Genomic DNA, 23706 nt, shown 5'->3' on the forward strand with positions numbered 1-23706 from the left:
GCAACTGCAGACCGGTGCGGCCAAACGACGGCGGGCCGCGGATGCGGCCCGTTTTCATGCTGCTGTCGCAGAAATATGCTGGCTGCGTGCGGCGCTCAGCGCGCGGTATGCAGCTGCGCCATGGCGCGCTCGGCATCGCCGCGGGCCATCAGGCCGAGCGGCTCGATGCAGCGGTCGATGGCGGCATCGATGGCTTCCTGCTCCTCGCGCCGCGGGGGCTTGAGCACGAAGTTGACCACGTCCTCGCGGCCCGCGCCGGCACCGCCGGGGCCATTGCGCGGATGGCCCACGCCCAGGCGCAGGCGCCAGTAGTCCTGCGTGCCCAGGTGGGCCGAGATGTCCTTCAGGCCGTTGTGGCCGCCGGCGCCGCCGCCGCGCTTGAGCTTGGCGGCGCCTGCGGGCAGGTCCATCTCGTCATGCACGACCACGATCTCGCCGGGCAGGATCTTGTAGAAGCGCGCCAGCGACACCACCGCCAGGCCGGAGCGGTTCATGAAGGTCGACGGCTTGAGCAGCCAGATCTCCTGGTCCCAGAGCCGTGCGCGCGCGGCCAGCCCATGGAAGCGGCCTTCCACGCGCAGCGTGGCGCCGCCCATGCGGGCCAGCTGGTCCACCAGCCAGAAGCCGGCGTTGTGTCGGGTGGCCTCGTACTCCGCACCGGGATTGCCGAGGCCGACGATAAGCTTGATCATGCGTTTGACTGTGTCGTTGGCGCGCGACTGCGCCACAGGCGCCAAGGATACCGAAAAACCGGCAGTCAGCTGCCGGGCGAAAAAAAACCGCCGCAGGAGCGGCGGTTTCTGCGTGGCGCGGCCCGCGGGCCGCCACCGCTGCGGCAGCTTAGGCAGCCGGGGTTTCGCCAGCGGCTTCGCCGCCTTCGGCAGCTTCCGACACGGCACCAGCCGGTTGCGAGATGCTGGCGATGGCCGGGTTGTCGTCACCGTGGGTGATCACGGTCACGCCCTTCGGCAGCTTCAGGTCGGACAGGTGCAGGGTCTGGCCCAGCTCCATCGCGCCGACGTCCACTTCGATGAACTCGGGCAGGTCGGCCGGCAGGCACGACACTTCCAGGTCATTGACGATGTGGTTGACCAGGCCGTGGCCCAGCTTCACGCCAGGAGCGGTTTCCTGGTTCATGAAGTGCAGCGGCACCTTGACGTGGATCTTGTCGTTGGCCGACACGCGCTGGAAATCGACGTGCAGCACCAGCGGCTTGAACGGGTGCATCTGGAATGCGCGCAGCAGCGCCTTTTCCGACTTGCCCGCGACTTCCAGGTCCAGGATCGACGAGTGGAACGCTTCCTTCTTCAGGGCGTGCCACAGGGCGTTGTGATCCAGTTCGATCATCTTCGGCTCGGCAGCGCCGCCGTAGATGATGCCGGGGGTCTTGCCCGAATTGCGCAGGCGGCGGCTCGCACCCGTTCCCTGTACGCTACGCTCGAAAGCGACAACTTTCATGATGACTCCAAAAAGTAAGAAGGCTGTCCGCGACCAGACAGCCTCGTTGCGGCGCAAAGGCAAAATTATGCGCCGATCAAGTCACGTTGATCACCAGACAACGATGATCAACGCAGTAAAGCCTTAGATTCTATCAGGAACCCGCAAACAGCGACATGATCGAGTCGCCCTTGACGATGCGGGTGAAGGTCTCGGCCAGCAGCGGGGCGGTCGAGAGCTGGCGGATCTTGGCGCACTTGGCGGCTTCTTCGGACAGCGGGATGGTGTCGCACACCACCACTTCGTCCAGCGCCGAATCCGCGATGCGGGCCGCCGCGCCGCCCGACAGCACGGGGTGCGTGCAGTAGGCGAAGACCTTCAGCGCGCCGCGCTCCTTCAGCACCTGGGCGGCCTTGCACAGCGTGCCGCCGGTGTCGATCATGTCGTCCATGATGACGCAGTTGCGGCCTTCGACTTCACCGATGATGTTCATCACCTCGGCCACGTTGGCCTTGGGACGGCGCTTGTCGATGATGGCCAGGTCGCAGTTCAGTTCCTTGGCCAGCGCGCGGGCACGGACCACGCCGCCGACGTCCGGCGAGACCACCAGCAGGTCGCCGTAGTTCTTCTCGCGCAGGTCGCCCAGCAGTACCGGCGAAGCGTAGATGTTGTCGACCGGGATATCGAAGAAGCCCTGAATCTGGTCGGCGTGCAGGTCCATCGTCAGCACGCGCTCGACCCCGGCGACTTCCAGCATGTTGGCAACCACCTTGGCCGAAATCGCCACGCGCGCCGAACGCGGGCGGCGATCCTGGCGGGCATAGCCGAAGTAGGGCATGGCGGCGGTGATGCTGCGGGCCGAGGCGCGCTTGAGCGCATCGACCATCACCATCAGTTCCATCAGGTTGTCGTTGGTCGGCGCGCAGGTGGACTGCAGCACGATGACGTGCTTGCCGCGAACGTTTTCCTGGATTTCGACCTGGACTTCTCCGTCGGAGAAACGGCCAACCTGAGCCTTGCCCAGCGGAATGCCGAGGTGCTGTACGACAGCCTCCGCGAGTTTGGGGTTGGCGTTGCCGGTAAATACCATCAAGCCTTCGCTGCTCATTCGGGGCACCTGTCTTGCTGCTGGGGGAGCTTGGTGTCACCGGCGAAGCCGGTGACTTGGGGATATCGTGTTCCGTTAGGACACTATAGGAAGTAATGGCAGGGGAAGAAGGATTCGAACCTTCGAATGCCGGAATCAAAATCCGGTGCCTTGACCAACTTGGCGACTCCCCTACACAACCGGGCCGTTCTTCGTGGTACCAAACTGCCGTACCGCGCCGAACGATAACTTGCTATGCGAACGTCGCGAGCGGGTGCTGTGCCAGACTTCTCACACACCTGCCATCCCATTCGGGAGGCACCCTTTCCAAAACCTGCTGCGCTGTTTTTGCGTCGGGAAAACGCGCAAACACGCAGGCTCCGGAACCGGTCATCCGGGCATGCTGATTGTGTTGCTTCAGCCATGCCAGGGCTCGGGCGACTTCGCCGAACTTCGCTGTTGCTATCGGTTCCAGGTCGTTGCGACCGAAATCGAATTTGTTTGTGCGAGCAGCGAAGACCGCAATTATGGAGATCGGTGTATCCCTTGTCAAGCACTCGTCCGAAAAAATTTCAGCGGTCGGCACGTGCTGCTTCGGGTGGATGATCACGAACCAGCTGTCGGGCAGCTCGACCGGCGTGAGCTCCTCGCCGATGCCCTGCGCAAAGGCGTTCTGCCCGAGCACGAATACCGGCACGTCGGCGCCCAGCGTCAGCCCGATCCGCATCAGCTCGGCGCGCGTCAACCCCAGGCCCCACAGGTGGTTCAGCGCCAGCAGCGTGGTGGCGGCGTCGGAAGAACCGCCGCCGATGCCGCCGCCCATCGGCAGCACCTTGTCGATGGCGATGTCGGCGCCGAAGCTGGTGCCGCTGGCGGCCTTCAGCGCGCGCGCGGCCCGCACCACCAGGTCGGTCTCGGCCGGTACGCCGGGCACCTCGGTGACGCGCGTGACCACGCCGTCGTCGCGACGGCGGAAATGCAGCGTGTCGCACCAGTCGACCAGCTGGAACACGGTCTGCAGCGTGTGGTAGCCGTCGGCGCGGCGGCCGGTCACGTGCAGGAACAGGTTGAGCTTGGCCGGCGCGGGGCAGTTGCGCAGTTCGGGTGGAGGCAGGGGATGGCTGCTTGGCATGGTGCGGTGATGGGGGCAGTTATGGCGTCTGCTGATCGATGACCAGACGTACCGACAGCGGATTGCTGCCGGCGTCGCGCGCCAGGTCGATACGGCGTGGCACCTGCGTTGCGGCAGCGCCTGTGTCGGGCGTCTCCTGCCAGGCGACGTAGCGCACGGTCCAGCCGTTCTGCGCCAGCGTCGCCAGCCGGCCCTGCTCGTCGCGCGTGGCGCGCGCCGGCGTGCCCTGGGTGGGACGCCCGTGCAGCCAGTCGCGCAAGCCGGCCACCGGCAGCGCGAAGCCCAGCGCTTCCTCCATCAGGGTATCGACTTCGGGCGCGTTGCGCGGCGGCTGGTTGGGCAGGTCGAGCGTGGCGCCCGACGGCGTGGCGGTGACCACGGCCAGGGTCTGGCCCAGCGGCGAGACCAGGTCGAGCCGCACGTTGCGGCCCTGCTCCTCCCAGCGGAAGCTGCCCTGCACGCCCTCGTCGCGCCCGTAGCGCACGTAGCTGGCGGAAAAGCGGCCGGTGTACTGCCGGCTGGCGGCGTCCTGGTCGACATCGAAGTTGCGCGACGGCGCCACGCTGGCGCATGCCTGCAGCAGCAGGGGCGCGCCAAGGCAAAGCAGCGCCAGGCGTCGGGATCGGTTCATGGGCATGGTCGTGAGGACGGCGGCACGGCGGCCGCCGGCTGACGGGAAACCGGCGCCGCCGGCCGGGCTGCCGGCCGCGGCGCGCGGGCTTACTTGGACGGCTGCAGGTTGAATTTGTAGCGGCGCAGCGTATCGATCAGGGTCTCGTTCTCGGGATCGATGCGCACGGCCTCGGTCCAGGTCTTGCGCGCCTCATCGTGTTCGCCGAGCTGCCACAGCACCTCGCCGAGGTGCGCGCCGATTTCAGCCTCGGGGGCCTTGGCATAGGCGTTGCGCAGCAGTGCGGCCGCGGGCTGCAGGTCGCCCATGCGGAATTTGACCCAGGCCAGGCTGTCCATGATGTACGGATCGTCCGGACCCAGCTCTGAGGCACGCTCCAGCAGCTTGAGTGCCTCGGGCAGGCGCTCGTTGCGGTCCGCCAGCGAATAGCCGAGGGCGTTGTAGCCCTGCTTCTGCTGCGGCTGCAGCGCAATCACGCGGCGCAGCCCGGTTTCCATGCTGGCGTAGCGCTTCTGGCGCTCGTCGAGCATGGCCAGCTCATAGATCCAGTCGGCGTTGTCGGGCTCCGCCGCGATGCGGTCGTTCAGCACCTTGCGGGCGCGGTCGTAGGCCTTGCTCTCCATCAGCGTGGCTACTTCGGCCTGGCGAATGGCGGTCACGCGCTGCGAGCGCTGGCCGGGGTCGGGGATGTCCTCGGCGTCGGTGAGCATCTCGCCGAACAGCGCCTGGGCGTCGTCGAGCTTGCCCATGCGCGCCAGCAACTGGGCGCGCTTGGCGGTGGCCGCCGGTGCCAGGCGGATGTCCTCGATGCGGTCGAGCCAGCGGATCGCGCCGGCGTAGTCCTTGCGCTCCTCGGCGATCTGCGCCAGGTACTGGTAGGCAATGTCGGGATTGGCGCTGGGCTGCTTTTCGACCAGCTGCAGGTATTCCTGCAGGTACTGCTCGGCCTCGCCGTAGTTCTTCGCCTGCAGGCTGGTCAGGCCCAGCGCCAGCGGCACGCGCGGGTCGGCGGGAGCCACCTTGCGCAGCGTCTCGAATTCCTGGCGGGCCGCCGGCATGTCGTTCTTCAGCAGGTACAGCCGCGCCAGCGTGATATGGCCGTTGACCGATTCGGGCGACTTTTCCAGGAAGCGCTTGAGCACCGCCACGGCTTCGTCGGGCTGCTTCTCGGCGCGCAGTTCGGCCGACATCAGCGCGGCCGCTTCATAGCCGGGCCGCAGCCGCAAGGCCTGGTCGAGCGCGGCCAGCGCGCCCGGCTCGTCGCCGGCGACTTCGCGCGCGCGCGCCAGCGCCAGCTGGGTCTCGGGCAGCTTGGTTTCGTTGCGGGTCAGGTCCTGCAGCAGCGTGGCCGCGCCGGCCGGATCGCTGGTGCGCGACAACTGCTGCTGCAGCTGCAGGATGGCATCGCCGCGCTGGCTGGCCGGGACCGCAGCCAGTTGCTGCTGCAGCAGCGGGCGGGCATCGTCCCAGCGGCCGTTGAGTACCAGCAGGGTCGACAGCACCTGGCCGGCCGCCGGCGAGGAGGGAGAAATCTCTTTCCACAGGCGCGCGGCGTCAAGCGCCTGCTGCGGGATGCGCGCGTTGAAGGCGATCTCGGTGGCACGCTGGGCGAAGCGCGGGTCGCGGGTCTGGCGCGCCAGTTCCAGGTAGGTGCGATAGGCCGGGCCGACCAGGCCGCGCTGGATGGAAATCTCGGCGGCCAGCACCATATAGACGATATCGTCGGTCAGCTCCAGCGACGGCAGTGCCGGCCGCGCGGGTTTGGCCGCCGGGGTGTCCGCCGCGGCCAGCTGCAGCATGGGCAGCGAACCGGCGCCGACCGGCGGCGCGGCGTGGCTGGCGCCCGCCGCCGCTGCCAGCAGCGCGCCGGCGGCCAGGGCGCGCACATGGCGCCGCGGCGCCTGCCACCAGCGGGCCAGGGTGCCGGCACGGCGCGCCGTGCGCGAGCCGGCGCCCGTCGATGTGGTCAGGCCGCCGCCCGCGGTGGCTTGCAACGAGGAGTCCGGCATCAGGTCCGGCATCAGGTCCGACATGTATTGAGTGCTCCGGCGCACGCTGGCGAAGGATGGGAGATTGCGCATTGATAAGGGCATTGTAGCCTGCCGCTACAATGCGCTGCTTGGCGCCGCAGGCCGGCGCCGCCAGGCGCTGCAGGAGTTTTGAGCGGTAACCAACGGAGAGGTTCGATGCCTGAATTGCCCGAGGTCGAGGTGACCCGGCGCGGCTTGCTGCCGCATGTGGTGGGGCGGCGCATCGCCGCGGTCACGGTGCGCCACCGCGGCCTGCGCTGGCCGGTCGACCCTGAACTCGAAACCTGCCTGGCCCAGCGCCTGGTGCGCCGCATCGAGCGCCGCGGCAAGTATCTGCTGCTCGAATGCGTCAGCGCCGACGCGGCGCAGCCGGATGGCTGGCTGTTGGTGCACCTGGGCATGACGGGCACGCTGAGGGTGTTGCCCGAGGCACCGCCGCCGGGCGTGCACGACCACTTCGACCTGGTGCTCGACGCGGGGCCCGGCGCAGCGTCGGCGGCAACGCCAGGACAGCAGCCGGGTACCATCGTGCTGCGCTTCCGTGATCCGCGCCGCTTCGGCGCCATCCTCTGGACCACGCTGCCGGAGGCCGAACTGCCGTCGCATCCGTTGCTGAGCACCCTCGGCATCGAGCCGTTCGATCCCGCCTTCGATGGCGCCTGGCTGCACCGCCATACGCGCTGCCGCAGTGCCGCGATCAAGACCGTGCTGCTGTCCGGTGCGATCGTGGTCGGGGTGGGCAACATCTACGCGTCCGAAAGCCTGTTCCGTGCCGGCATCCACCCGACCACCCCGGCCGGGCGCCTGAGCCGCGCGCGTTGCGACCGGCTGGCGCAGGCGGTGCGGGACACCCTGGCGCAGGCGATCGAGCGCGGCGGCAGCACGCTGCGCGACTTTGTCGGCAGCGACGGTGCCAGCGGCTACTTCCAGCTCGATTGCTTTGTCTACGACCGCGCCGGCCTGCCATGCAAGGTGTGCGCCAAACCGGTGCGCCAGATCGTCCAGGGCCAGCGTTCCACCTTCTATTGCACCAACTGCCAGCACTGACCAGCATCCGGAGTGCTTCAGGGACCGCCCGCTGCCGCGGGTCGATGGGTCGGCGCAACACTGGCGGGGCGACTGCCATCCAAGGGACGCGAATTCCACAAAAGCGCCGTGGAAACCTGTATCGTGTGCGCAGTCATAAAAAGTTACAAAATGGTCGGCCGCGCATGTACGGCAGGGGGCGGACCGGCATTGCGTGAACACGGGCATGCCGCGCAGGGTGGCGGGCCCCGAGGCAAAACCAAGTCAGCCCAACAGCTCCATGACAACGCTCGCCCACCAATTCGAACAATACGGCGCCTGGAGAACCGGGGTCCTCCAGTCACTGGCCGAATTCCAGTCCTGGCTGCAGCAGCACGACCTGTACGATGCACAGGCCGACGACCGCGTGCAGCGCATCCAGAGCGTGCTGCGCAGCGACCGCCTCAAGGTCGCCTTCATCGCCGAGTTCTCGCGCGGCAAGAGCGAGCTGATCAACGCCATCTTCTTTGCCGACTACGGGCGCCGCATCCTGCCGTCGTCGGCGGGGCGCACCACCATGTGCCCGACCGAGCTGCGCTACGACGAAGCCGAGCCGCCCAGCATCCGCCTGCTGCCGATCGAGACGCGCCTGCAGGACGCCTCCACCGCCGACTTCATCGAGGCCGGCACTTCGGCATCGCACTGGCATTCGGTGCCGCTGGACCCGTCGTCGCCCGAGGGCATGCTGGAGGCGTTCCAGCATGTGGTGCAGACCATGCGCGTGCCGCCCGAGCAGGCCGAGGCGCTGGGGCTGTACCACGAGAACGACCCCGATGCCGCCTATGCGGTCGATGCCGAGGGCATGGTCGAGATCTCGCGCTGGCGCCACGCCGTCATCAATTTTCCGCATCCGCTGCTGCGCCAGGGCCTGGTGATCCTCGACACGCCGGGCCTGAACGCGATCGGCACCGAACCCGAACTGACGCTGCGGCTGATCCCGGATGCGCACGTGGTGGTGTTCGTGCTGGCCGCCGACGCGGGCGTGACCAAGAGCGACCTCGAGCTGTGGCGCAGCCATGTCGGCGCCGGGCACCGGCGCGGCTGCCTGGCGGTGCTCAACAAGATCGACGGCCTGTGGGATCCGCTGCGCCAGCCCGGCGAAATCGCGCAGGAAATCGCGCGGCAGGTGTCGACCACCGCGCAGGTGCTGGGCATCGAGCAGTCGCGCGTGTATCCGGTGTCGGCGCAGAAGGGGCTGGTGGCCAAGGTCACGCGCGACGACACCCTGCTCGCGCGCAGCGGCCTGCCGGAGTTCGAGCACGTGCTGTCGGACCAGCTGATTCCGCGCCGGCGCGAGATCGTCTCTGACCAGGTCTACCGGCTGGTGCAGGACATGGCGCGCGCCGCGCAGCAGCTGCTGCAGAGCCGCCGCCGCGATATCGTCGAGCAGTTGTTCGAGCTGCGCGGACTGCGCGGCAAGAACCATGCGATGGTCAAGCACATGCTGATGCGGGTGCAGGGCGAGAAGGACGAGTTCGAGCAGAGCATCAGCAAGTTCCAGGCGCTGCGCCTGGTCTTCGGCCGCCACAGCGCCGACATCATCAAGAGCCTGCAATTGCGCGACGTGCGCCGCACCATGCGCAGCGCGCGCGAGCATATGAAGGAGCGCTTCTTTTCGCGCGGCCTGCGCGAGGACATGGACGCATTGTTCGCGCAGCTGAGCGGGCTGGTGAGCGATGCCGACAACAAGATCGGCCAGCTGCACCAGTTGATCGAAAGCATGTACCGGCGCTTCAATGCCGAGCACGGCTTCACGCTGCCCGCGCCGATGCAGTTCACCGCCGAACGCTACCTGACCGAGCTGCAGGAGACGCTGCGGCTGGTGCAGGCGCATTTCGGCACGATCAGCATGCTGACGCGCTCGCGCCCGCAGCTGGTGCAAAGCGCTTTCAACACCATGGCCAGCCGCGTGCTGGAGAATTTCCGCGGCCTCAACCGCGACATCGAGGTCTGGCTCAAGTCGGTGATGACGCCGCTGGAAGCCCAGGTGCGCGAACACCAGAAGCAGCTGCGCCGGCGTGTCGATTCGATCGAGCGCATCCATGAAGCCACCGACACGCTGGAAAGCCGCATCGCGCAGCTGGAGGAAGTGCTGAACGGGCTGGATGAACGCAGCGGGCGCATCGAGGCGTTTGCCCAGCGGCTGATGCGGCCGGCGGCGGATGCGGACAGTGCCAGCCTTGCGGTAGCGTAGCCGGGCAGCTCTTGCCGACCGGTATATCATGTGGCGCCGCGCCTTGCGGCGCCTTTTTCTTTGGCGCGCCGATGCCCATGTCCGCTCGCCACGCAGTTGCCACACCGATGCCCCGCAAACCAGCCCCCCGTACCGCACCAGCCCTGCCTGATGACCTCCGTGTGCCCCTTGACTTCGGCGCGCGCGTGGTCGACTGGCAGCGCCGGCACGGCCGGCACGACCTGCCGTGGCAGAACACCCGCGACCCGTACCGGATCTGGCTGTCCGAGATCATGCTGCAGCAGACCCAGGTCAGCGCGGTGATCGAGTACTTCCAGCGTTTCGTCGCGCAGTTGCCCACGGTGCAGGACCTGGCGGCGGCGCCTGCCGACCAGGTCATGGCGCTGTGGGCCGGGCTGGGCTATTACTCGCGCGCGCGCAACCTGCACCGCTGCGCCATGCAAGTGGTCGGCGAGCATGGCGGGTGCTTCCCCACCGACCCCGCGGTGCTGGTCACGTTGCCGGGCATCGGCCGTTCCACCGCGGCGGCCATTGCCGCGTTCAGCGCGGGCGTGCGTTCGCCGATCCTGGACGGCAACGTCAAGCGCGTGTTCGCGCGCTGCTTCGGCATCCATGGCCATCCGGGCGAGCGCGTGGTGGAAACGCGCATGTGGCAACTGGCCGAGTTGGCCTTGCCTGCGCCTGGCCCACGCCAGGCCGACGACATGGTGGCCTATACGCAGGGGCTGATGGACCTTGGCGCGACGGTGTGCTCGCGCGGCAAGCCCGCCTGCCTGGCCGATGCCGCAGCGTGCCCGCTGTCCGCAGATTGCGTCGCGCGCCGCGACGGCCTGACCGGCGTGCTGCCCGCGCCCAAGCCGCGCGTGGCGATCCCCGAGCGCAGCACGGTGATGCTGCTGGTGCGGCGCGAGCGTGAAGTGCTGCTGCGCCTGCGTCCGGACAGCGGCATCTGGGGCGGCCTGTGGAGCCTGCCGGAGATGCCGGTCGACACCGTGCCCTTCGACGCGGAAGACGCCGAGGCCCGCGCGCTCGACTACGCGCGCGCTTTCGGCACCCCCGCGCGCGCCGTGCTGGCCGGCGAGCTGACCCATGTGTTCACGCACTTCCGCCTGCTGATCCGCGCCATCCGGGTCGACCTGAATGTGGAGGCGAACGTGCTGCGGCAGGACAGCGCGACGCCGGCCGGGCAGCGCTGGCTGTCGCTCGACGATCTCGATGCGCTGGGCACGCCCGCGCCGGTGCGCCGGCTGCTTGAGGACCAGGCGCGGGTGGGCTTGTTCTGAAGCGGGAGTGGGCGCGGGAGGAGAGACCGCCTACAGCATGTGGTTCTGCCGCATGTAGCGGTGCACGATCTCGATGCGCATGCCCGCGTCGGGCAAGGCCATCAGCATCTGCTTGGCCTTCAGCGGCACCGGCAGCAGCTCGCACAGCCGGTTGGCGACCCAGCTCGGGTCGTCCCACAGGTAGGGCTCGTCGAAGGGCATGCGGTCGGGCTGCTCGGCGTGCAGCCGCGTGACGATGCGGCGCAGCGCGTCCAGGCATTCGCCCAGCAGTTCCAGCTTGCAGTCGATGATGTCGGGCGGGAGCACGTCGGCGCGCGCCACCAGCAGGCCGTCGTCGCGGGTTTCGTGGCTGATGATATGGAAGCGCTCGCGGCCGCGCGTGCGGATCAGCAGCACGCCCAGCTGCTCCATGTTGCAGTCGACGATTTCCGCGAGGCAGCCGACCAGTTCGGGCACGGTGGGCTGGTTGGGCCGGGCCACTTCCTCGCCGCTGGCGATCAGGCAGACGCCGAACGGCGCGCTGTCGCGCAGGCAGTTGCGCACCATGTCGACATAGCGCGCCTCGAACACGCGCAACGGTAGCCGTCCACCGGGAAACAGCACGGTGTGCAGGGGAAACAGCGGCAGGTTTTCGAGCGTCCGTGGCGGGTCTTCGGACCCTGCGGGACGGTAGAGGTCGGTCGAGGACATGCGGTGCAGGCTTGGGGTCGCGCAGCATTGGGCCGCCAGGCCAACGCCGCGCTCAGATGCCCCGTGCAGCCCGGGGTGCCATGCCGCGTGCGTCAGCCCGCCGGTGCGAGCTCTCGGTGTCTGACCAGCACATTACCATGTGCCCGGAAATAGTTGGCGAGCCTTTCGGCAATATAGACCGAGCGATGCTGTCCGCCGGTGCAGCCGATCGCCACGGTCAGGTAGCTGCGGTTGTCGGCGATGAAGCTTGGCAGCCACTTTTCCACGTAGGCGCGGATATCCTCGGCCATCGCCAGCACCATCGGCTGCGCCTGCAGGAAGTCGATTACCGGCGTGTCGCGGCCCGTCAGCGGCCGCAGCGCCAGGTCGTAGTACGGGTTCGGCAGCGAGCGCACGTCGAACACCATATCGGCATCGCTGGGCACGCCGTGCTTGAAGCCGAACGACTCGAACAGCAGCGTCAGGCGCTGGCTGTCGTCGCGGATCAGCTCCTTGATCCAGCTGCGCAGCGTATTGGTGCGCACATTGCTGGTGTCGATGCGGTGCGCGGCCTCGGCAAGCGGGCTCAGCAGCGCGCGCTCCATCTCGATCGCTTCCATCAGCGCCGTGTCGTTGAACGCGCCGCCGCCACCGGCCACGCCGTCGGTGCGTGCCGACAGCGGATGGCGGCGCCGCGTCTCGGAGTAGCGCTGCACCAGGGCGTCGGTGCTGGCGGTCAGGAAAATGACCTCGACCTGGTGCTCGGCGGCCAGCGCGCGCACGGTGTCGGGCAACTGGTCGAGCGACTCGCGGCTGCGGATGTCGGTAGCCACGCCCAGGTGCGTGTAGCCCTGGCTGTCGAGGTAGCGGGTCAGTTCAGGGATGAACTGCGCCGGCAGGTTGTCCACGCAGTAGTAGCCTGCATCTTCGAGGACGTTCAGTGCGACGGATTTGCCGGAACCGGATATGCCGGTGATGAGGATGATGCGCATAGCAACTGAAGCATAGCATCAGGTGCCGGCTGCGTCATGACAGCAGTTTGACAGCAGAAAAAATGGCGAACCGCCCGGTTCGCCATTTGGGTCGCCATTTCGCCGGTGGTGGCGCTCAGGCTGCCTTCGACAGGCATTCCTTCATGTAGGCCTTGTATTCATCGCCCTTCTTGCCCTTGCCAGACTTGCTGCAGGCAGCCATCTTGTCCTGCTGGGTCTTGGGCGCGCCGGACTTCGACAGGCATTCCTTCATGAACGCCTTGCGTTCGTCGCCCTTCTTGCCGGAGGCCTGCGCATTGCAAGCCTTCATCTTGTCCTGCTGGGTGTTGGCCGCGGGCTTGTCCGGATTGGCCGGGGTGGCAGGCGTGGCCGGCACGGCAGGCGTTGCCGGGGCCGGGGCCGCGGCCGACGGCTTGGCCGGCGTAGCAGGGGTGGCCGGCGTGGCGGTCTGCGCAAAGGCGCTGGCTGCGAACAGCGGGGTCACTAACGCGCACACTGCAATCAGGGTCTTCATGCTTGCTCTCCTCGGGGGTGGACAACCTTATCGCCGCGCGCCGGGGTCGGCGTTGCAGCTTCCGCAACGGGCGTGATGCCCATTACAGCACAAAACGGAGCATGCCTGAGAAACGTTGACGAGCGCTTGCCACGCCGTTGTAAGCAATTGAAAACCGCGGCGGACGGTGGCTTACAGCAGCCGGCCCTGGCCGCGCGAGACCGCATCGGCCTGCATCGCGGCGCGCTGGCGGTCCATGAAGTCGCGCAGCGTGTCGATGCCGCGCAGGCGCAGGATGGTGTTGCGCACGGCGGCCTCGACCAGCACGGCAAGGTTGCGACCGGCCGCCACCTGGATCTTGACCATGTGGATGGGAAGCCCGAGCACGTCCAGGTACTGCGAATCCAGCGGCAGCCGCTCGAATTCGCCGTCGTTGCGCCGCACCAGCTGCACCACCAGCTTGATCTTCATCTTCCGCCGCACCGCGGTCTCGCCGAAGATGGTCTTGATGTCGAGCAGCCCCAGGCCGCGCACTTCCAGCAGGTTCTGCAGCAGCGGGGGGCAGCGGCCTTCGATGAAATCCGGCCCCAGCCGGACGAAATCGACGGCGTCGTCGGCCACCAGCCCGTGGCCGCGCGAGATCAGTTCCAGGCCCAGTTCGCTCTTGCCGAGGCCCGATTCGCCCATGATCAGCACGCCCATGCCGAGGATGTCGAGGAACACCCCGTGCATGGTCACGCGCGGCGCCGAGATGCGCGACAGGTACAGGCGCAGGTGGTCGATCACCGCGGCGGACGACACCGGCGTGGTGAACAGCGGCGTCGACGAGCGCGTGCAGCGCAGTTCCAGGTCCGGCGGCGGCTCCATGCCGTCGGCGATCACCAGGAACGGCGGCTCCAGCAGGATCAGTTCGCCCATCTGGCGCTTGCGGGTCTCGTCGTCGAGCCGCTGGTAGTACGTGATTTCGGGCTTGCCGAGGACCTGGATCCGGTTCGGGTGGATCAGGTTGAGGTGGCCCACCAGGTCTGCGGCGGAGGTCGCTTCGCGGGCGAATTCCACGTCAAAGGCGCGGTCCGCGCCCTCCAGGCCGGCGACCCACGAGAGTTTGAGGTCGGCTGCGTTGTCGTCGAAGATGGACTGGGAGGTGACGCCGGTGAGTTCCATGCGGTATGGCTGGTAAGGCGGTGTTCGAAGCGCGTGGCGCTTGCCCGGTCTGGTGCCGGCCCGCTCCGGGGGAGTCAGTGGATCAGGGATGCCATGCGATCAGCAGTTCGTGCACGGCATCGGGCGTGGGCAGGGTCGCCAGGCCCTCGCGCATGTCGCGATCCGACAGCAGTTGCGCGATCTCGGACAAAATTTCCAGGTGCTGCTGTGTGGCCTGTTCCGGCACCAGCAGGAAGATCAGCAGCGACACCGGCTTGCCGTCCGGCGATTCGAACGGAATCGGCTCGGCCAGGCGCATGAAGGCGGCAAGGGGCTGCTTCAGGCCCTTGATGCGCCCGTGCGGAATCGCCACGCCGGCGCCCAGTCCGGTCGAACCCAGCGACTCGCGCGCGAACAGGTTGTCGGTGACGATGGCGCGCGCCACGCCATGGTTGTTCTCGAAGAGGAGCCCGGCCTGCTCGAACACACGCTTCTTGCTGGTGACGCTGACGTCGAGGGTGATGTTGCCGGGTGGCAGCAATTTGGCCAAACGATTCATGGGCGATGCGCAGGATTTCAGTTAGCGGGCGGATCGTTCCGCCGGGCAGCGGCTGGCTCCCTGACCGCCGCCGGCGGAGGAGACGTCCGGCCCATTATAGAGCAGCGGCTACCCTTGCATTGTGCGGTGCAGCGCGAGCAGGCGCGGCCACGAGTTCTCTCTCTTTGTATGGCGCAGCATACACCTTGGCGCTGCGCTTGCGAACATTTCGGGCTTCCCTGCGTGGCAAGGTTTGCTCCGCTGCCACAGCCGGCACTGTGCCAGGGCGCAAAAAAGCCGCGCTTCGGCGCGGCTTGCCTGTGGAATCCTGGTTCAGCAGCCCTCTGCGGGGCTGCCGGGCACGGGTTTATTGCTGCATTTGCGCTGCGGCCATCTGGTACTTGACCGCTTCGCGGTCGTGGCCTTGCACGCGATCCTTGTAGCGAATCACCTGACGGTCCAGCTTGTCGACGAGTGCGTCGATCGCCGCATACAGGTCTTCGTGATGCGCCTCGACAAAGATGTCCTTGCCCTTTAGATGCAGATTGATTTCCGCGTACTGACGCCGGTCCTTTTCCTTGTGATTGTCGACAGAGAGCAGCACGCTAACGCCAATGACTTGATCGAAATGCCTGACGATTCGCTCCAGCTTCGTTTCCACGTACTCACGCAGAGGGGGCGTGATGTCCAGGTGGTGTCCACTGATCTTGAAGTTCATAGCGCTTCTCCTTCTGAAAGAGCCTCACCAGGCAGGCGGTGGGCTCGGCTACAAAGACTTGCGGAGATTCACTGCGGGGATCTTCAGGGCTTCGCGATATTTGGCAACGGTGCGGCGTGCGACAACGAAGCCTTGCTCACCCAGCAGTTCGGCGATGCGACTGTCGGAAAGGGGATTCCTCGGGTCTTCGGCTCCTATCAGTTGCTTGATCAAGGCGCGGATGGCCGTTGATGAAGCCGCGCCACCGGTTTCGGTGGACACGTGGCTGCCGAAGAAGTACTTCAGTTCGAAAGTACCCATCGGCGTGGCCATGTATTTATTGGTCGTCACCCGGGAGATGGTTGACTCGTGTAAACCCAGTGTATCGGCAATCTCCCGCAAAACCAAGGGGCGCATGGCGATTTCACCGTGGGTGAAAAAGTTCTTTTGACGCTCGACAATGGCTTGCGAGACACGCAGGATCGTGTCGAACCTTTGCTGGATGTTCTTGATCAGCCAGCGCGCCTCCTGCAGCTTTTGCTGCAGCCCCGCGGTGCCGGTCTCGCCCTTGGCGCCGCGCAGGATCTGCGCGTACATGTCGTTGATGCGCAGCCTCGGCATCACATCCGGATTGAGCTGCGCGATCCAGCCGCTGCCGCTTTTGCGCACGAATACGTCCGGCACGACGAAATCCGCCTCCGGCCGGCTGTACGCGTGGCCGGGGTAGGGGGCCAGCGAGCGGATCAGGTCGTGCGCGGCCTTCAGCGCGACTTCGTCGACCTGCAGCGCCTTCTTCAGCCGCGTGTAGTCGCGTACCGCAAGCAGTTCCAGATGATGGGTGACGATGGTCAGCGCCAGTTCGCGCTGCGGGTGGGTCAGGCGGCGCAATTGCAGCGCCAGGCATTCGGCGGCATTGCGTGCGCCGACGCCGGCCGGATCGAAGCTCTGCAGCAGCGTCAGGATGGCGTGGACTTCGTCGGGGTCGAACTCCAGCTCTTCGGGCAGCTCCGCGCAGATCTCTTCGAGCGAGGCGCTCAGGTAGCCGTCGTCGTCGAGCGATTCGATCAGGAAGATGGCGAGCCCCTTGTCGCGCGCCGAGATCTTCAGCGGTGTGAGTTGCTCCATCAGGTATTCGCGCAGCGTGGGCTCGGCATCGCGCAGCTGCATCGGCGTCTTTTCGTCCTCGTCGCCTTGCGGCCGGCGGGCGAAGTCGTCCAGGCTCCAGTCGCTGTTGCCGTAGTCGTCGCCGCTGCTGTTGTCGCCGTAGCTGTCATCGGCGGCGCCTTCGGCGCGGGCGTCGCCATTGCCCTGGGGCTCGGCGGGGGCGGGCGCGGGCGCGCTCTGTACGTTGACCGAGCCATCGGCCGCCACGCGCAGCGGGCTTTCGATCCAGTCGTTCTCCCGCTCGAGCAGCGGGTTTTCCGTCAGCGCCTGTTCGACTTCCTGCTGCAGTTCCAGCGTGGAAAGCTGCAGCAGCCGGATCGACTGTTGCAGCTGCGGGGTCAGTGCCAGGTGCTGGGAGAGGCGGAGCTGTAGCGACGGTTTCATGCGACCTATTTTATGCGCATCTTTCCGATGTTGGAACGGAAATTGCTATCGCTTATGCGCCGTGATCGCCGCTGACTCTCCCGCCGCGCAGCCATGGCTGCCCGTGCCGGGCAGCCGTCTTGTCACATGCGGAAGTTCTCGCCCAGGTAGACGCGCCGCACGGCGTCATTGGCGATGATGTCTTCGGGCTGGCCCGCGGCCAGCACCGTGCCTTCGCTGATGATGTAGGCGTGGTCGCAGATGCCGAGCGTCTCGCGCACGTTGTGGTCGGTGATCAGCACGCCGATATTGCGCGCCTTGAGGAAGCTGACGATGCGCTGGATCTCGCCCACGGCGATCGGGTCCACGCCGGCGAAGGGTTCGTCGAGCAGGATGAAGCGCGGCGACGACGCCAGCGCGCGCGCGATTTCCACGCGGCGGCGCTCGCCGCCGGACAGCGACAGCGCCGGGTTGTTGCGCAGGTGCGCGATCTGCAGGTCGTCGAGCAGGGCATCGAGGCGGCGCTCGATCTCGGCCTTGGCCAGCGGCTTGCCCTTGTCCAGCTGCAGCTCCAGCACCGCGCGGATGTTCTCCTCGACGTTGAGCTTGCGGAACACCGAGGCTTCCTGCGGCAGGTACGACAGCCCCATGCGCGCGCGCTCGTGGATCGGCAGGCCGCTGATGTGGTCGCCGTCGAGCACGATATCGCCTTCGTCCAGTGCCACCAGGCCGACGATCATGTAGAACGACGTGGTCTTGCCCGCGCCGTTGGGGCCGAGCAGCCCGACCACCTCGCCGCTCTTGACGTCGAGCGAGACGTCCTTGACCACCGTGCGCGAGCCATAGCGCTTCTTCAGGTGGCGCACGACCAGCGTGCTGCCGCCGGGCAGGACGGAGTTGGCTTCGACGACAGGCTTGTCGGCAATGGTGGCGGTATCGGTCATGGGTACGGTCAGGGTTTGTTGGCGGGCGCGGGCGCCGACTTCAGGTCCAGCGGCGAGCCGCCTGCGGTGCCGGACTTCTGGTCCTGGCGCGGCGACAGCACCGCGCGCACGCGGCCGGACGGGTTGGCCGCCGCGGCATCGCCGCTGCCGCCGCCCGCCGCGGTATAGAGTTCCTTGCGGCTGTCGTAGGTCAGCACCGCGCCGCGGATCTCGTCGACCAGCTTGGCGCCCTGCAGCCGCGCCATGCGGGCATTGCCGATCAGCTTTGAGAATTCCTGCTTGCCGTCGTACTCGATGCGGTCGCCCCAGCCGTCGATGTATTCGTCGACACCCTCGCGCTTCTGGCGGATATAGGCCTGCCTGCCCGGCTTCGAGGTGGCCACGGCGAACTGGTAGCCCTCGGGGTCGGTGCGCAGCTCGGCGGCGTCGGACTTCAGGATCATGGTGCCCTTGGTCAGCACCACGTTGCCGGTCAGCGTATAGATCTGCTTGACGTCGTCATAGCTGGCGTTGTCCGCCTCCAGCACCATCGGCTTGTCGCGGTCCGCGCGCTCGGCTAGGGCAGGCTGGGCCAGCAGGCCGAAGGCCAGGGCCAGCGCGAGCAGGGCCGGGGCGGTGCGTCGACGGGACGATGTCGTCAGGGAAGCGGTCATGTTGGCAGGGTTGCTTGAGGGCGTCTGGATGCGTGGTGGTGCGGTTTGCGCGGACTTTGGCGCGTGCGCTGCAGGGCGGTGCCGGCCGGCACCGCATGCACGGCTGCGCCGGACCGGGACTCAGGATCCTGGCGCACGGCCCGGGGACGGCCCGGTGATGATGGTGCCGCGTACATTGCCGAGCAATTGTACTTCGCGGGTGACGTTGTTGAAGATCAGTCCGTTGGCGGTCATGACCGAGGGCCCGCGCGTCAGCTTGACCGGCTTGTCGGTCTTGACGATGTCGTCATTGACCAGCAGCTGGAAATAACTCGACGCCGCGGTCAGCTGCGGATCCTTGGACGGGTCCTTGCCCTGCTGGCGCAGCACGTGGCCATTGCCGTACAGGTCGATCACCGTGCCTTCGGCGTTCATGCGGCCGATGTCGGCGCGCGCGGTCACCGGCGGGCGGTCCGGCTCGTAGGCGCGCATCGCGGGGCGCGTGACCTCGTAGGTCTGGTCGTCCTCGAAATGGACCATGCGCTCGCCGGTGAAGCGGATCTTGGTACTACCGTCGGGCGCCAGCTCGGTGGCCGAGAAGCGGTCCATGAAGTAGTCCGGCTCGTGCTTCTTGGTGGTCTGCGCGGCCTGGTCTTCCTTGGGGGAGTTGATCTGGACCAGCCAGAACGTGCTGCCCGCCACGATGGCCATCAGCAGCAGCGGCAGCAGCCGCATGACGATGCCGCTGAGGGAGGCGAGGAGTGCCTGCATGGTGTCCTTGGCGTTGTGCTGCTGGTGCCGTCGGTGGCGCGCCGGCTCAGATGACCTTGGCGCGGGTCAGGTCGTGGATATGCAGCGCGCCGGTCAGGCGCCCGTCGTCGTCCACCACCAGCAGCTGGTTGATGCGGTTGGCTTCCATCACCTGCACGGCTTCCACCGCCAGCTGGTCCTGGTTGACCACGTGCGGGTTGCGGTGCATGACCTCGCCGATCGGCACGGTCTTCCAGTCGCGCGGGGTTTCCAGCAGGCGGCGCAGGTCGCCGTCGGTGAACACGCCGATGGCGCGTCCGTCGGGATCGACCACCGCGGTCATGGCCATGCCCTTGCGCGTGATTTCCATCAGCGCCTGGGCCAGCGGCGTGCTTTCGCGCACCTCGGGCACGGCGTTGCCGGTGCGCATCACGTCGCGCACGTGGGTCAGCAGCTTGCGCCCGAGCGCCCCGCCGGGGTGCGAGCGGGCGAAGTCTTCCTCGCCGAAGCCGCGCGCATCCAGCACCGCCACCGCGAGCGCGTCGCCCAGCGCCAGCGCGGCGGTGGTGCTGGCGGTCGGCGCCAGGTTCAGCGGGCAGGCTTCCTTCTCGACCGCAGCGTCCAGATGGACGTCGGCCAGCTTGGCGAGGTTGGAGTCCGGGTTGCCGGTGACCGAGATCAGGCGCGCGCCGATGCGCTTGACGATCGGGATGATCGACAGCAGCTCGCCGGTCTCGCCGGAATTGGAGAAGGCGATCAGCACGTCGTCGCGCGTGACCATGCCGAGGTCGCCGTGGCTGGCTTCGGCCGGATGCACGAAGAACGCGGGGGTGCCGGTCGAGGCCAGCGTGGCCGCGACCTTGCGGCCGATATGGCCGGACTTGCCGATCCCGGAAACGACCACGCGCCCGGTGCATAGCAGGATCAGCTGCACGGCACGGGCAAAGTCGCCGTTCAGGCGGCCGGAAAGTGCGGAAACCGCATCGGCTTCAGTCTGGAGCGTGTCGCGGGCGAGCCTGAGTGCTCGATCCGCATCGAAATTGGCTATCATGGCGACGAAGTATACCAACGAATGCGACCGCACCTGAGCCGACCCCTGGCGCGCGTCGTGCTCGCCCGTGCTCGCCGTATTTCCGCCGGCAGGGTGCCCGTGCCGGGTCGGCCGCGCGCCTCGCCGGTCACCCTGACCGCCTGATGCATTCTCCGCTGGAACTGACCTTGGTGCTGCTGGCCGCCGCCGTGTTCGGCGTGGTCGCGTTCCGCATGCTGCAGCTGCCGCCGATGCTGGGATACCTGGCCGTCGGCATCCTGATCGGGCCGCATGCGCTGGGGCTGGCCAGCGATACCGCGCAGACCAAGTACCTGGCCGAATTCGGCGTGGTCTTCCTGATGTTCTCGATCGGGCTGGAATTCAGCCTGGCCAAGCTGCGCGCGATGAAGCGGCTGGTATTCGGCCTGGGCGGCTCGCAGGTGGTGCTGTCGATGCTGGCGGTGGTGCCGGCCAGCTGGGCCTTCAACTGGCTGTTCCCGTTGTCGTGGCAGGCCTCGGTGGCGCTGGGCGGGGCCCTGGCGATGTCGTCCACCGCGATCGTGTCCAAGATGCTGTCCGAGCGCATGGAGCTGGAAAGCGAGCACGGGCGCAACATCATCAGCATCCTGTTGTTCCAGGACCTGGCGGTGGTGCCGCTGCTGATCGTGATTCCGGCGCTGTCGCGCGACCCGGGCGACCTGGTGATGGCGCTCGGACTGGCCACGCTCAAGATCGTGGTGGCGCTGGGCACGATCTTCTTCCTGGGCCAGCGCCTGATGAGCCGCTGGTTCCATGTGGTGGCGGCGCGCCGTTCGCAGGAACTGTTCATGCTGAACCTGCTGCTGGTGACGCTGGGCATGGCGGCGTTGACCGAGCGGCTGGGCCTGTCGATGGCGCTGGGCGCCTTCATGGCGGGCATGCTGATCTCCGAGACGCCCTACCGCCACCAGGTGGAAGAAGACATCAAGCCGTTCCGCGACGTGCTGCTGGGCCTGTTCTTCGTCACCATCGGCATGCTGCTCAATATCCGCGTGGTGCTGGACCACGTATGGCTGGTGCTGGCGCTGCTGGTGGTGCCGGTGCTGTTCAAGCTGGTGCTGATCGCGGTGCTGGCGCGGGTCTTCGGCTCGCGCCAGGGGGTGGCCATCCGCACCGGGCTGGGGCTGGCGCAGGCGGGTGAGTTCGGCTTCGTGCTGCTGAACCAGATCGACGGCCTGAACCTGGTCGACCCGGTGCTGATCCAGGTGATCCTGGCGTCGATGCTGCTGTCGATGCTGGCCGCGCCCTTCCTGATCCAGTACAGCGACGCCATCGTGCTGCGCTTTGCCGCCAACGAATGGCTGATGCAGTCGCTCAACATGACCCGCATCGCCGCGCAGAGCCTGCAGACCGAGAAGCACGCCATCATCTGCGGCTTCGGCCGCAGCGGCCAGAACCTGGCGCACATGCTGGAGCGCGAGGGTATCAACTACGTGGCGCTTGACCTGGACCCCGACCGGGTGCGCGAGGCCGCCGCCGCGGGCGATACCGTGGTCTACGGCGACGCCGGCCGGCGCGAGGCGCTGATCGCGGCGGGCCTGCACCGCGCCGCGGCGCTGATCGTGACCTATGCCAACACGCCGTCGGCGCTGAAGGTGCTGCACCATGTGCAGGAGCTGGCGCCGGCGCTGCCGGTGATCGTGCGCACGGTCGACGATTCTGAGCTCGACACGCTGCAAAAGGCCGGCGCCACCGAGGTGGTGCCCGAAATCATCGAAGGCAGCCTGATGCTGGCCTCGCACGCGCTGGTGCTGCTGGGCGTGCCGATGCGGCGCGTGGTGCGCGGCGTGCAGCAGGCGCGCGACGCGCGCTACAGCCTGCTGCGCGGCTATTTCCACGGGCGCGACGACGAAGAGGACATGGTCGAGCGCGACTCCGTGCGGCTGCATTCGGTGTCGCTCGGCCCGCAATCCACCGCGGTGGGCAGGCGCCTGGGCGTGCTGGGGCTGGAGCGCATCGGGGTCGAGGTGACCGCGGTGCGCCGGCGCGGCATCCGCGCCTTCGACCCGCAGCCCGAGACCGTGCTGGAGCCCGGCGATATCGTCGTGCTGCGCGGCCCGCCCGAGGCGCTGGAGGCCGCCGAGACGCGCATCCTGAACGGCTGAGCGCCGGATCTGGCGCCGCAGCAAGCCTTAGTGCGGGCGCGGCTCGACCCAGGACTCCGGCAGGTTGTCCAGCACGGCGCGCGGATCCAGCGAGCGGATCGGCACGTCGCGATCGGCCGGGATGCGGCCTTCGCCCTGCAGCATCAGGTAGCGCAGGCAGCACACCCGCAGGAAGGATGAGAAGTTGCCCGCCACGGCCTCGCTGCCACGGTGTTCGGTGAGTTCGTCGTGCAGGCGCGTGATCAGCTGGTTGACGGTCATGCCGTCGCGCTGCGCCAGTTCTTCCAGCACTTCCCAGAACAGGCTTTCCAGCCGGATGCTGGTGGCCGCGCCGTGCAGGCGCAGCGAGCGCGACTGGCTCTGGTAAGACGCCGGATTGGCGCGGATAAAGATTTCACACATCGAGGGCTCCCTGGCGGGCGGGCGGCGCGGCCGGCAGGCCGTGCATGGCCTGCCGGGTCGGCAAGCCATGCATCGCGCGTGGCGGCGCCGCGTGCGGAAAGCACTAATGTACGATCCGCGTGCCCAGCACCGCAAGAAACTGCGCCAGCCAGGCCGGATGCGCCGGCCAGGCCGGGGCGGTGACGAGGTTGCCGTCGGTGTGGGCCTGGTCGACCGGGATCTCGGCATAGGTGCCGCCGGCCAGCTTCACCTCTGGCGCGCAGGCCGGGTAGGCCGAGCAGGTCTTGCCTTCCAGCACGCCCGCGGCCGCCAGCAGCTGGGCGCCGTGGCACACCGCGGCAATCGGCTTGCCGGCCTGGGCGAAGTGCCGCACGATCTCCAGCACGCGCGCGTTCAGGCGCAGGTATTCGGGGGCGCGCCCGCCCGGGATGACCAGCGCGTCGTAGCTGGCCGGGTCGATCTCGGCAAAGCTGGCGTTGAGGGTGAAGTTGTGGCCGCGCTTCTCGCTGTAGGTCTGGTCGCCCTCGAAATCGTGGATCGCGGTGGCGCACGCGTCGCCCGCGCGCTTGTCGGGACACACGGCATCGACGCTGTGGCCCACCATCTGCAGCGCCTGGAACGGCACCATGGTTTCGTAGTCTTCGGCGTAGTCGCCCACCAGCATCAGAATCTTTTTTGCCATCGTGGTCTCCTGTATGGTTACGGGTGTCCGGCGGGTGCCGGACGCGGCAAGCCGGCTCGGGCAGCCGGTCCGGCCGGCAGGGCCATTGTGCTGGGCGCCCCGGTGGCGCGGGTGGTAATGGGTTACCACGGCGGGTTACCGCGCGTCCGCAGGTTGCCGCCGCCGCTTTCTGACTGGCGCGCCGCGCGCCCATCCCCTGATCCC

Annotated in this window: 23 protein-coding genes and 1 tRNA gene; 4 read left to right on the plus strand and 20 right to left on the minus strand. The window is 67.5% G+C overall.

The features are described from left to right. Positions 1–95 precede the first annotated feature (95 nt). The 7 genes from pth to AC3FMM_RS27095 form a co-directional block, all read right to left on the minus strand. Entirely contained in the window at positions 96–692 is a 597-nt protein-coding gene (gene pth, locus AC3FMM_RS27065) for an aminoacyl-tRNA hydrolase (RefSeq protein ID WP_115711530.1), read from the minus strand. Positions 693–840: 148 nt separating this feature from the next. Further along, the gene (locus AC3FMM_RS27070; RefSeq protein WP_012351653.1) at positions 841–1458 is read right to left on the minus strand and encodes a 50S ribosomal protein L25/general stress protein Ctc; all 618 of its coding nucleotides are present in this window, start codon (positions 1456–1458) and stop codon (positions 841–843) included. Positions 1459–1591: 133 nt separating this feature from the next. After that, a complete protein-coding gene (locus AC3FMM_RS27075) occupies positions 1592–2545 on the minus strand; it encodes a ribose-phosphate pyrophosphokinase (protein ID WP_115663107.1) in 954 nt (317 codons plus the stop codon). Positions 2546–2641: 96 nt separating this feature from the next. After that, a tRNA-Gln gene (locus tag AC3FMM_RS27080) sits at positions 2642–2718 on the minus strand. 59 nt (positions 2719–2777) lie between these two features. Further along, positions 2778–3656, minus strand: coding sequence for a 4-(cytidine 5'-diphospho)-2-C-methyl-D-erythritol kinase (ispE, locus tag AC3FMM_RS27085; protein WP_116312108.1), 879 nt, complete (start codon positions 3654–3656; stop codon positions 2778–2780). Positions 3657–3675: 19 nt separating this feature from the next. Then, positions 3676–4287, minus strand: coding sequence for a lipoprotein insertase outer membrane protein LolB (lolB, locus tag AC3FMM_RS27090; protein WP_488687724.1), 612 nt, complete (start codon positions 4285–4287; stop codon positions 3676–3678). A gap of 89 nt (positions 4288–4376) precedes the next feature. Further along, positions 4377–6320 (minus strand): tetratricopeptide repeat protein, encoded by a 1944-nt coding sequence (locus tag AC3FMM_RS27095; RefSeq protein WP_414249810.1) that lies wholly within the window; start codon positions 6318–6320, stop codon positions 4377–4379. Between the two features lie 153 nt (positions 6321–6473). Here AC3FMM_RS27095 and mutM point away from each other — a divergent pair, with 153 nt between their 5' ends. The 3 genes from mutM (at position 6474) to mutY (ending at position 10859) form a co-directional block, all read left to right on the plus strand. Further along, positions 6474–7364, plus strand: a complete 891-nt coding sequence (gene mutM, locus AC3FMM_RS27100; protein WP_488687725.1) for a bifunctional DNA-formamidopyrimidine glycosylase/DNA-(apurinic or apyrimidinic site) lyase — start codon at positions 6474–6476, stop codon at positions 7362–7364. A 259-nt stretch (positions 7365–7623) separates the two neighbouring features. Next, entirely contained in the window at positions 7624–9576 is a 1953-nt protein-coding gene (locus AC3FMM_RS27105) for a dynamin family protein (RefSeq protein ID WP_326347018.1), read from the plus strand. Between the two features lie 107 nt (positions 9577–9683). After that, a complete protein-coding gene (gene mutY / locus AC3FMM_RS27110; protein WP_326347017.1) occupies positions 9684–10859 on the plus strand; it encodes an A/G-specific adenine glycosylase in 1176 nt (391 codons plus the stop codon). Positions 10860–10889: 30 nt separating this feature from the next. On the opposite strand, the gene AC3FMM_RS27115 is transcribed toward mutY, so the two are convergent. The 11 genes from AC3FMM_RS27115 to AC3FMM_RS27165 all read right to left on the minus strand — a co-directional run bounded on the left by AC3FMM_RS27115 (position 10890) and on the right by AC3FMM_RS27165 (position 20295). After that, entirely contained in the window at positions 10890–11549 is a 660-nt protein-coding gene (locus AC3FMM_RS27115; protein ID WP_115708051.1) for an LON peptidase substrate-binding domain-containing protein, read from the minus strand. Positions 11550–11641: 92 nt separating this feature from the next. Further along, a complete protein-coding gene (rapZ, locus tag AC3FMM_RS27120; protein WP_115679306.1) occupies positions 11642–12520 on the minus strand; it encodes an RNase adapter RapZ in 879 nt (292 codons plus the stop codon). A gap of 115 nt (positions 12521–12635) precedes the next feature. Further along, entirely contained in the window at positions 12636–13034 is a 399-nt protein-coding gene (locus tag AC3FMM_RS27125; RefSeq protein ID WP_488687726.1) for a PsiF family protein, read from the minus strand. Positions 13035–13205: 171 nt separating this feature from the next. After that, positions 13206–14177, minus strand: coding sequence for an HPr(Ser) kinase/phosphatase (gene hprK, locus AC3FMM_RS27130; protein ID WP_012351664.1), 972 nt, complete (start codon positions 14175–14177; stop codon positions 13206–13208). A gap of 82 nt (positions 14178–14259) precedes the next feature. Continuing rightward, the gene (locus tag AC3FMM_RS27135; RefSeq protein ID WP_018008706.1) at positions 14260–14715 is read right to left on the minus strand and encodes a PTS sugar transporter subunit IIA; all 456 of its coding nucleotides are present in this window, start codon (positions 14713–14715) and stop codon (positions 14260–14262) included. A 346-nt stretch (positions 14716–15061) separates the two neighbouring features. Beyond that, positions 15062–15412 carry a ribosome hibernation-promoting factor, HPF/YfiA family gene (gene hpf / locus AC3FMM_RS27140; protein ID WP_010814386.1) on the minus strand — a complete coding sequence of 117 codons (351 nt, stop codon included), beginning with the start codon at positions 15410–15412 and terminating at the stop codon, positions 15062–15064. 48 nt (positions 15413–15460) lie between these two features. Beyond that, positions 15461–16939, minus strand: coding sequence for an RNA polymerase factor sigma-54 (locus AC3FMM_RS27145; protein WP_115679308.1), 1479 nt, complete (start codon positions 16937–16939; stop codon positions 15461–15463). Between the two features lie 122 nt (positions 16940–17061). Further along, on the minus strand, positions 17062–17862 hold the full coding sequence (gene lptB / locus AC3FMM_RS27150) for an LPS export ABC transporter ATP-binding protein (protein WP_115708053.1): 801 nt from the start codon (positions 17860–17862) through the stop codon (positions 17062–17064). Positions 17863–17870: 8 nt separating this feature from the next. Further along, a complete protein-coding gene (gene lptA, locus AC3FMM_RS27155) occupies positions 17871–18515 on the minus strand; it encodes a lipopolysaccharide transport periplasmic protein LptA (protein ID WP_116312114.1) in 645 nt (214 codons plus the stop codon). A 120-nt stretch (positions 18516–18635) separates the two neighbouring features. Next, positions 18636–19265, minus strand: a complete 630-nt coding sequence (gene lptC, locus AC3FMM_RS27160) for an LPS export ABC transporter periplasmic protein LptC (protein ID WP_115679311.1) — start codon at positions 19263–19265, stop codon at positions 18636–18638. 46 nt (positions 19266–19311) lie between these two features. After that, the gene (locus tag AC3FMM_RS27165) at positions 19312–20295 is read right to left on the minus strand and encodes a KpsF/GutQ family sugar-phosphate isomerase (RefSeq protein WP_115681373.1); all 984 of its coding nucleotides are present in this window, start codon (positions 20293–20295) and stop codon (positions 19312–19314) included. 143 nt (positions 20296–20438) lie between these two features. On the opposite strand from AC3FMM_RS27165, the gene AC3FMM_RS27170 reads away from it, so the two are divergent. Beyond that, positions 20439–22418 carry a monovalent cation:proton antiporter family protein gene (locus AC3FMM_RS27170; RefSeq protein WP_116312115.1) on the plus strand — a complete coding sequence of 660 codons (1980 nt, stop codon included), beginning with the start codon at positions 20439–20441 and terminating at the stop codon, positions 22416–22418. Between the two features lie 27 nt (positions 22419–22445). Here the strand turns inward: AC3FMM_RS27170 and AC3FMM_RS27175 are convergent, their stop codons facing one another. After that, on the minus strand, positions 22446–22820 hold the full coding sequence (locus AC3FMM_RS27175) for a ribbon-helix-helix domain-containing protein (protein ID WP_062802030.1): 375 nt from the start codon (positions 22818–22820) through the stop codon (positions 22446–22448). Positions 22821–22923: 103 nt separating this feature from the next. After that, the gene (locus AC3FMM_RS27180; protein ID WP_115708061.1) at positions 22924–23502 is read right to left on the minus strand and encodes a DJ-1/PfpI family protein; all 579 of its coding nucleotides are present in this window, start codon (positions 23500–23502) and stop codon (positions 22924–22926) included. Positions 23503–23706 lie beyond the last annotated feature (204 nt).

Source organism: Cupriavidus sp. 207A1, from assembly GCF_057798955.1.

What these genes read in the sequence shown, in the direction of transcription:
- pth (WP_115711530.1), bottom strand. Translation starts at nt 692, where the DNA reads ATGATCAAGCTTATCGTCGGCCTCGGCAATCCCGGTGCGGAGTACGAG.
- AC3FMM_RS27070 (WP_012351653.1), bottom strand. Translation starts at nt 1,458, where the DNA reads ATGAAAGTTGTCGCTTTCGAGCGTAGCGTACAGGGAACGGGTGCGAGC.
- AC3FMM_RS27075 (WP_115663107.1), bottom strand. Translation starts at nt 2,545, where the DNA reads ATGAGCAGCGAAGGCTTGATGGTATTTACCGGCAACGCCAACCCCAAA.
- ispE (WP_116312108.1), bottom strand. Translation starts at nt 3,656, where the DNA reads ATGCCAAGCAGCCATCCCCTGCCTCCACCCGAACTGCGCAACTGCCCC.
- lolB (WP_488687724.1), bottom strand. Translation starts at nt 4,287, where the DNA reads ATGAACCGATCCCGACGCCTGGCGCTGCTTTGCCTTGGCGCGCCCCTG.
- AC3FMM_RS27095 (WP_414249810.1), bottom strand. Translation starts at nt 6,320, where the DNA reads ATGTCGGACCTGATGCCGGACCTGATGCCGGACTCCTCGTTGCAAGCC.
- mutM (WP_488687725.1), top strand. Translation starts at nt 6,474, where the DNA reads ATGCCTGAATTGCCCGAGGTCGAGGTGACCCGGCGCGGCTTGCTGCCG.
- AC3FMM_RS27105 (WP_326347018.1), top strand. Translation starts at nt 7,624, where the DNA reads ATGACAACGCTCGCCCACCAATTCGAACAATACGGCGCCTGGAGAACC.
- mutY (WP_326347017.1), top strand. Translation starts at nt 9,684, where the DNA reads ATGCCCCGCAAACCAGCCCCCCGTACCGCACCAGCCCTGCCTGATGAC.
- AC3FMM_RS27115 (WP_115708051.1), bottom strand. Translation starts at nt 11,549, where the DNA reads ATGTCCTCGACCGACCTCTACCGTCCCGCAGGGTCCGAAGACCCGCCA.
- rapZ (WP_115679306.1), bottom strand. Translation starts at nt 12,520, where the DNA reads ATGCGCATCATCCTCATCACCGGCATATCCGGTTCCGGCAAATCCGTC.
- AC3FMM_RS27125 (WP_488687726.1), bottom strand. Translation starts at nt 13,034, where the DNA reads ATGAAGACCCTGATTGCAGTGTGCGCGTTAGTGACCCCGCTGTTCGCA.
- hprK (WP_012351664.1), bottom strand. Translation starts at nt 14,177, where the DNA reads ATGGAACTCACCGGCGTCACCTCCCAGTCCATCTTCGACGACAACGCA.
- AC3FMM_RS27135 (WP_018008706.1), bottom strand. Translation starts at nt 14,715, where the DNA reads ATGAATCGTTTGGCCAAATTGCTGCCACCCGGCAACATCACCCTCGAC.
- hpf (WP_010814386.1), bottom strand. Translation starts at nt 15,412, where the DNA reads ATGAACTTCAAGATCAGTGGACACCACCTGGACATCACGCCCCCTCTG.
- AC3FMM_RS27145 (WP_115679308.1), bottom strand. Translation starts at nt 16,939, where the DNA reads ATGAAACCGTCGCTACAGCTCCGCCTCTCCCAGCACCTGGCACTGACC.
- lptB (WP_115708053.1), bottom strand. Translation starts at nt 17,862, where the DNA reads ATGACCGATACCGCCACCATTGCCGACAAGCCTGTCGTCGAAGCCAAC.
- lptA (WP_116312114.1), bottom strand. Translation starts at nt 18,515, where the DNA reads ATGACCGCTTCCCTGACGACATCGTCCCGTCGACGCACCGCCCCGGCC.
- lptC (WP_115679311.1), bottom strand. Translation starts at nt 19,265, where the DNA reads ATGCAGGCACTCCTCGCCTCCCTCAGCGGCATCGTCATGCGGCTGCTG.
- AC3FMM_RS27165 (WP_115681373.1), bottom strand. Translation starts at nt 20,295, where the DNA reads ATGATAGCCAATTTCGATGCGGATCGAGCACTCAGGCTCGCCCGCGAC.
- AC3FMM_RS27170 (WP_116312115.1), top strand. Translation starts at nt 20,439, where the DNA reads ATGCATTCTCCGCTGGAACTGACCTTGGTGCTGCTGGCCGCCGCCGTG.
- AC3FMM_RS27175 (WP_062802030.1), bottom strand. Translation starts at nt 22,820, where the DNA reads ATGTGTGAAATCTTTATCCGCGCCAATCCGGCGTCTTACCAGAGCCAG.
- AC3FMM_RS27180 (WP_115708061.1), bottom strand. Translation starts at nt 23,502, where the DNA reads ATGGCAAAAAAGATTCTGATGCTGGTGGGCGACTACGCCGAAGACTAC.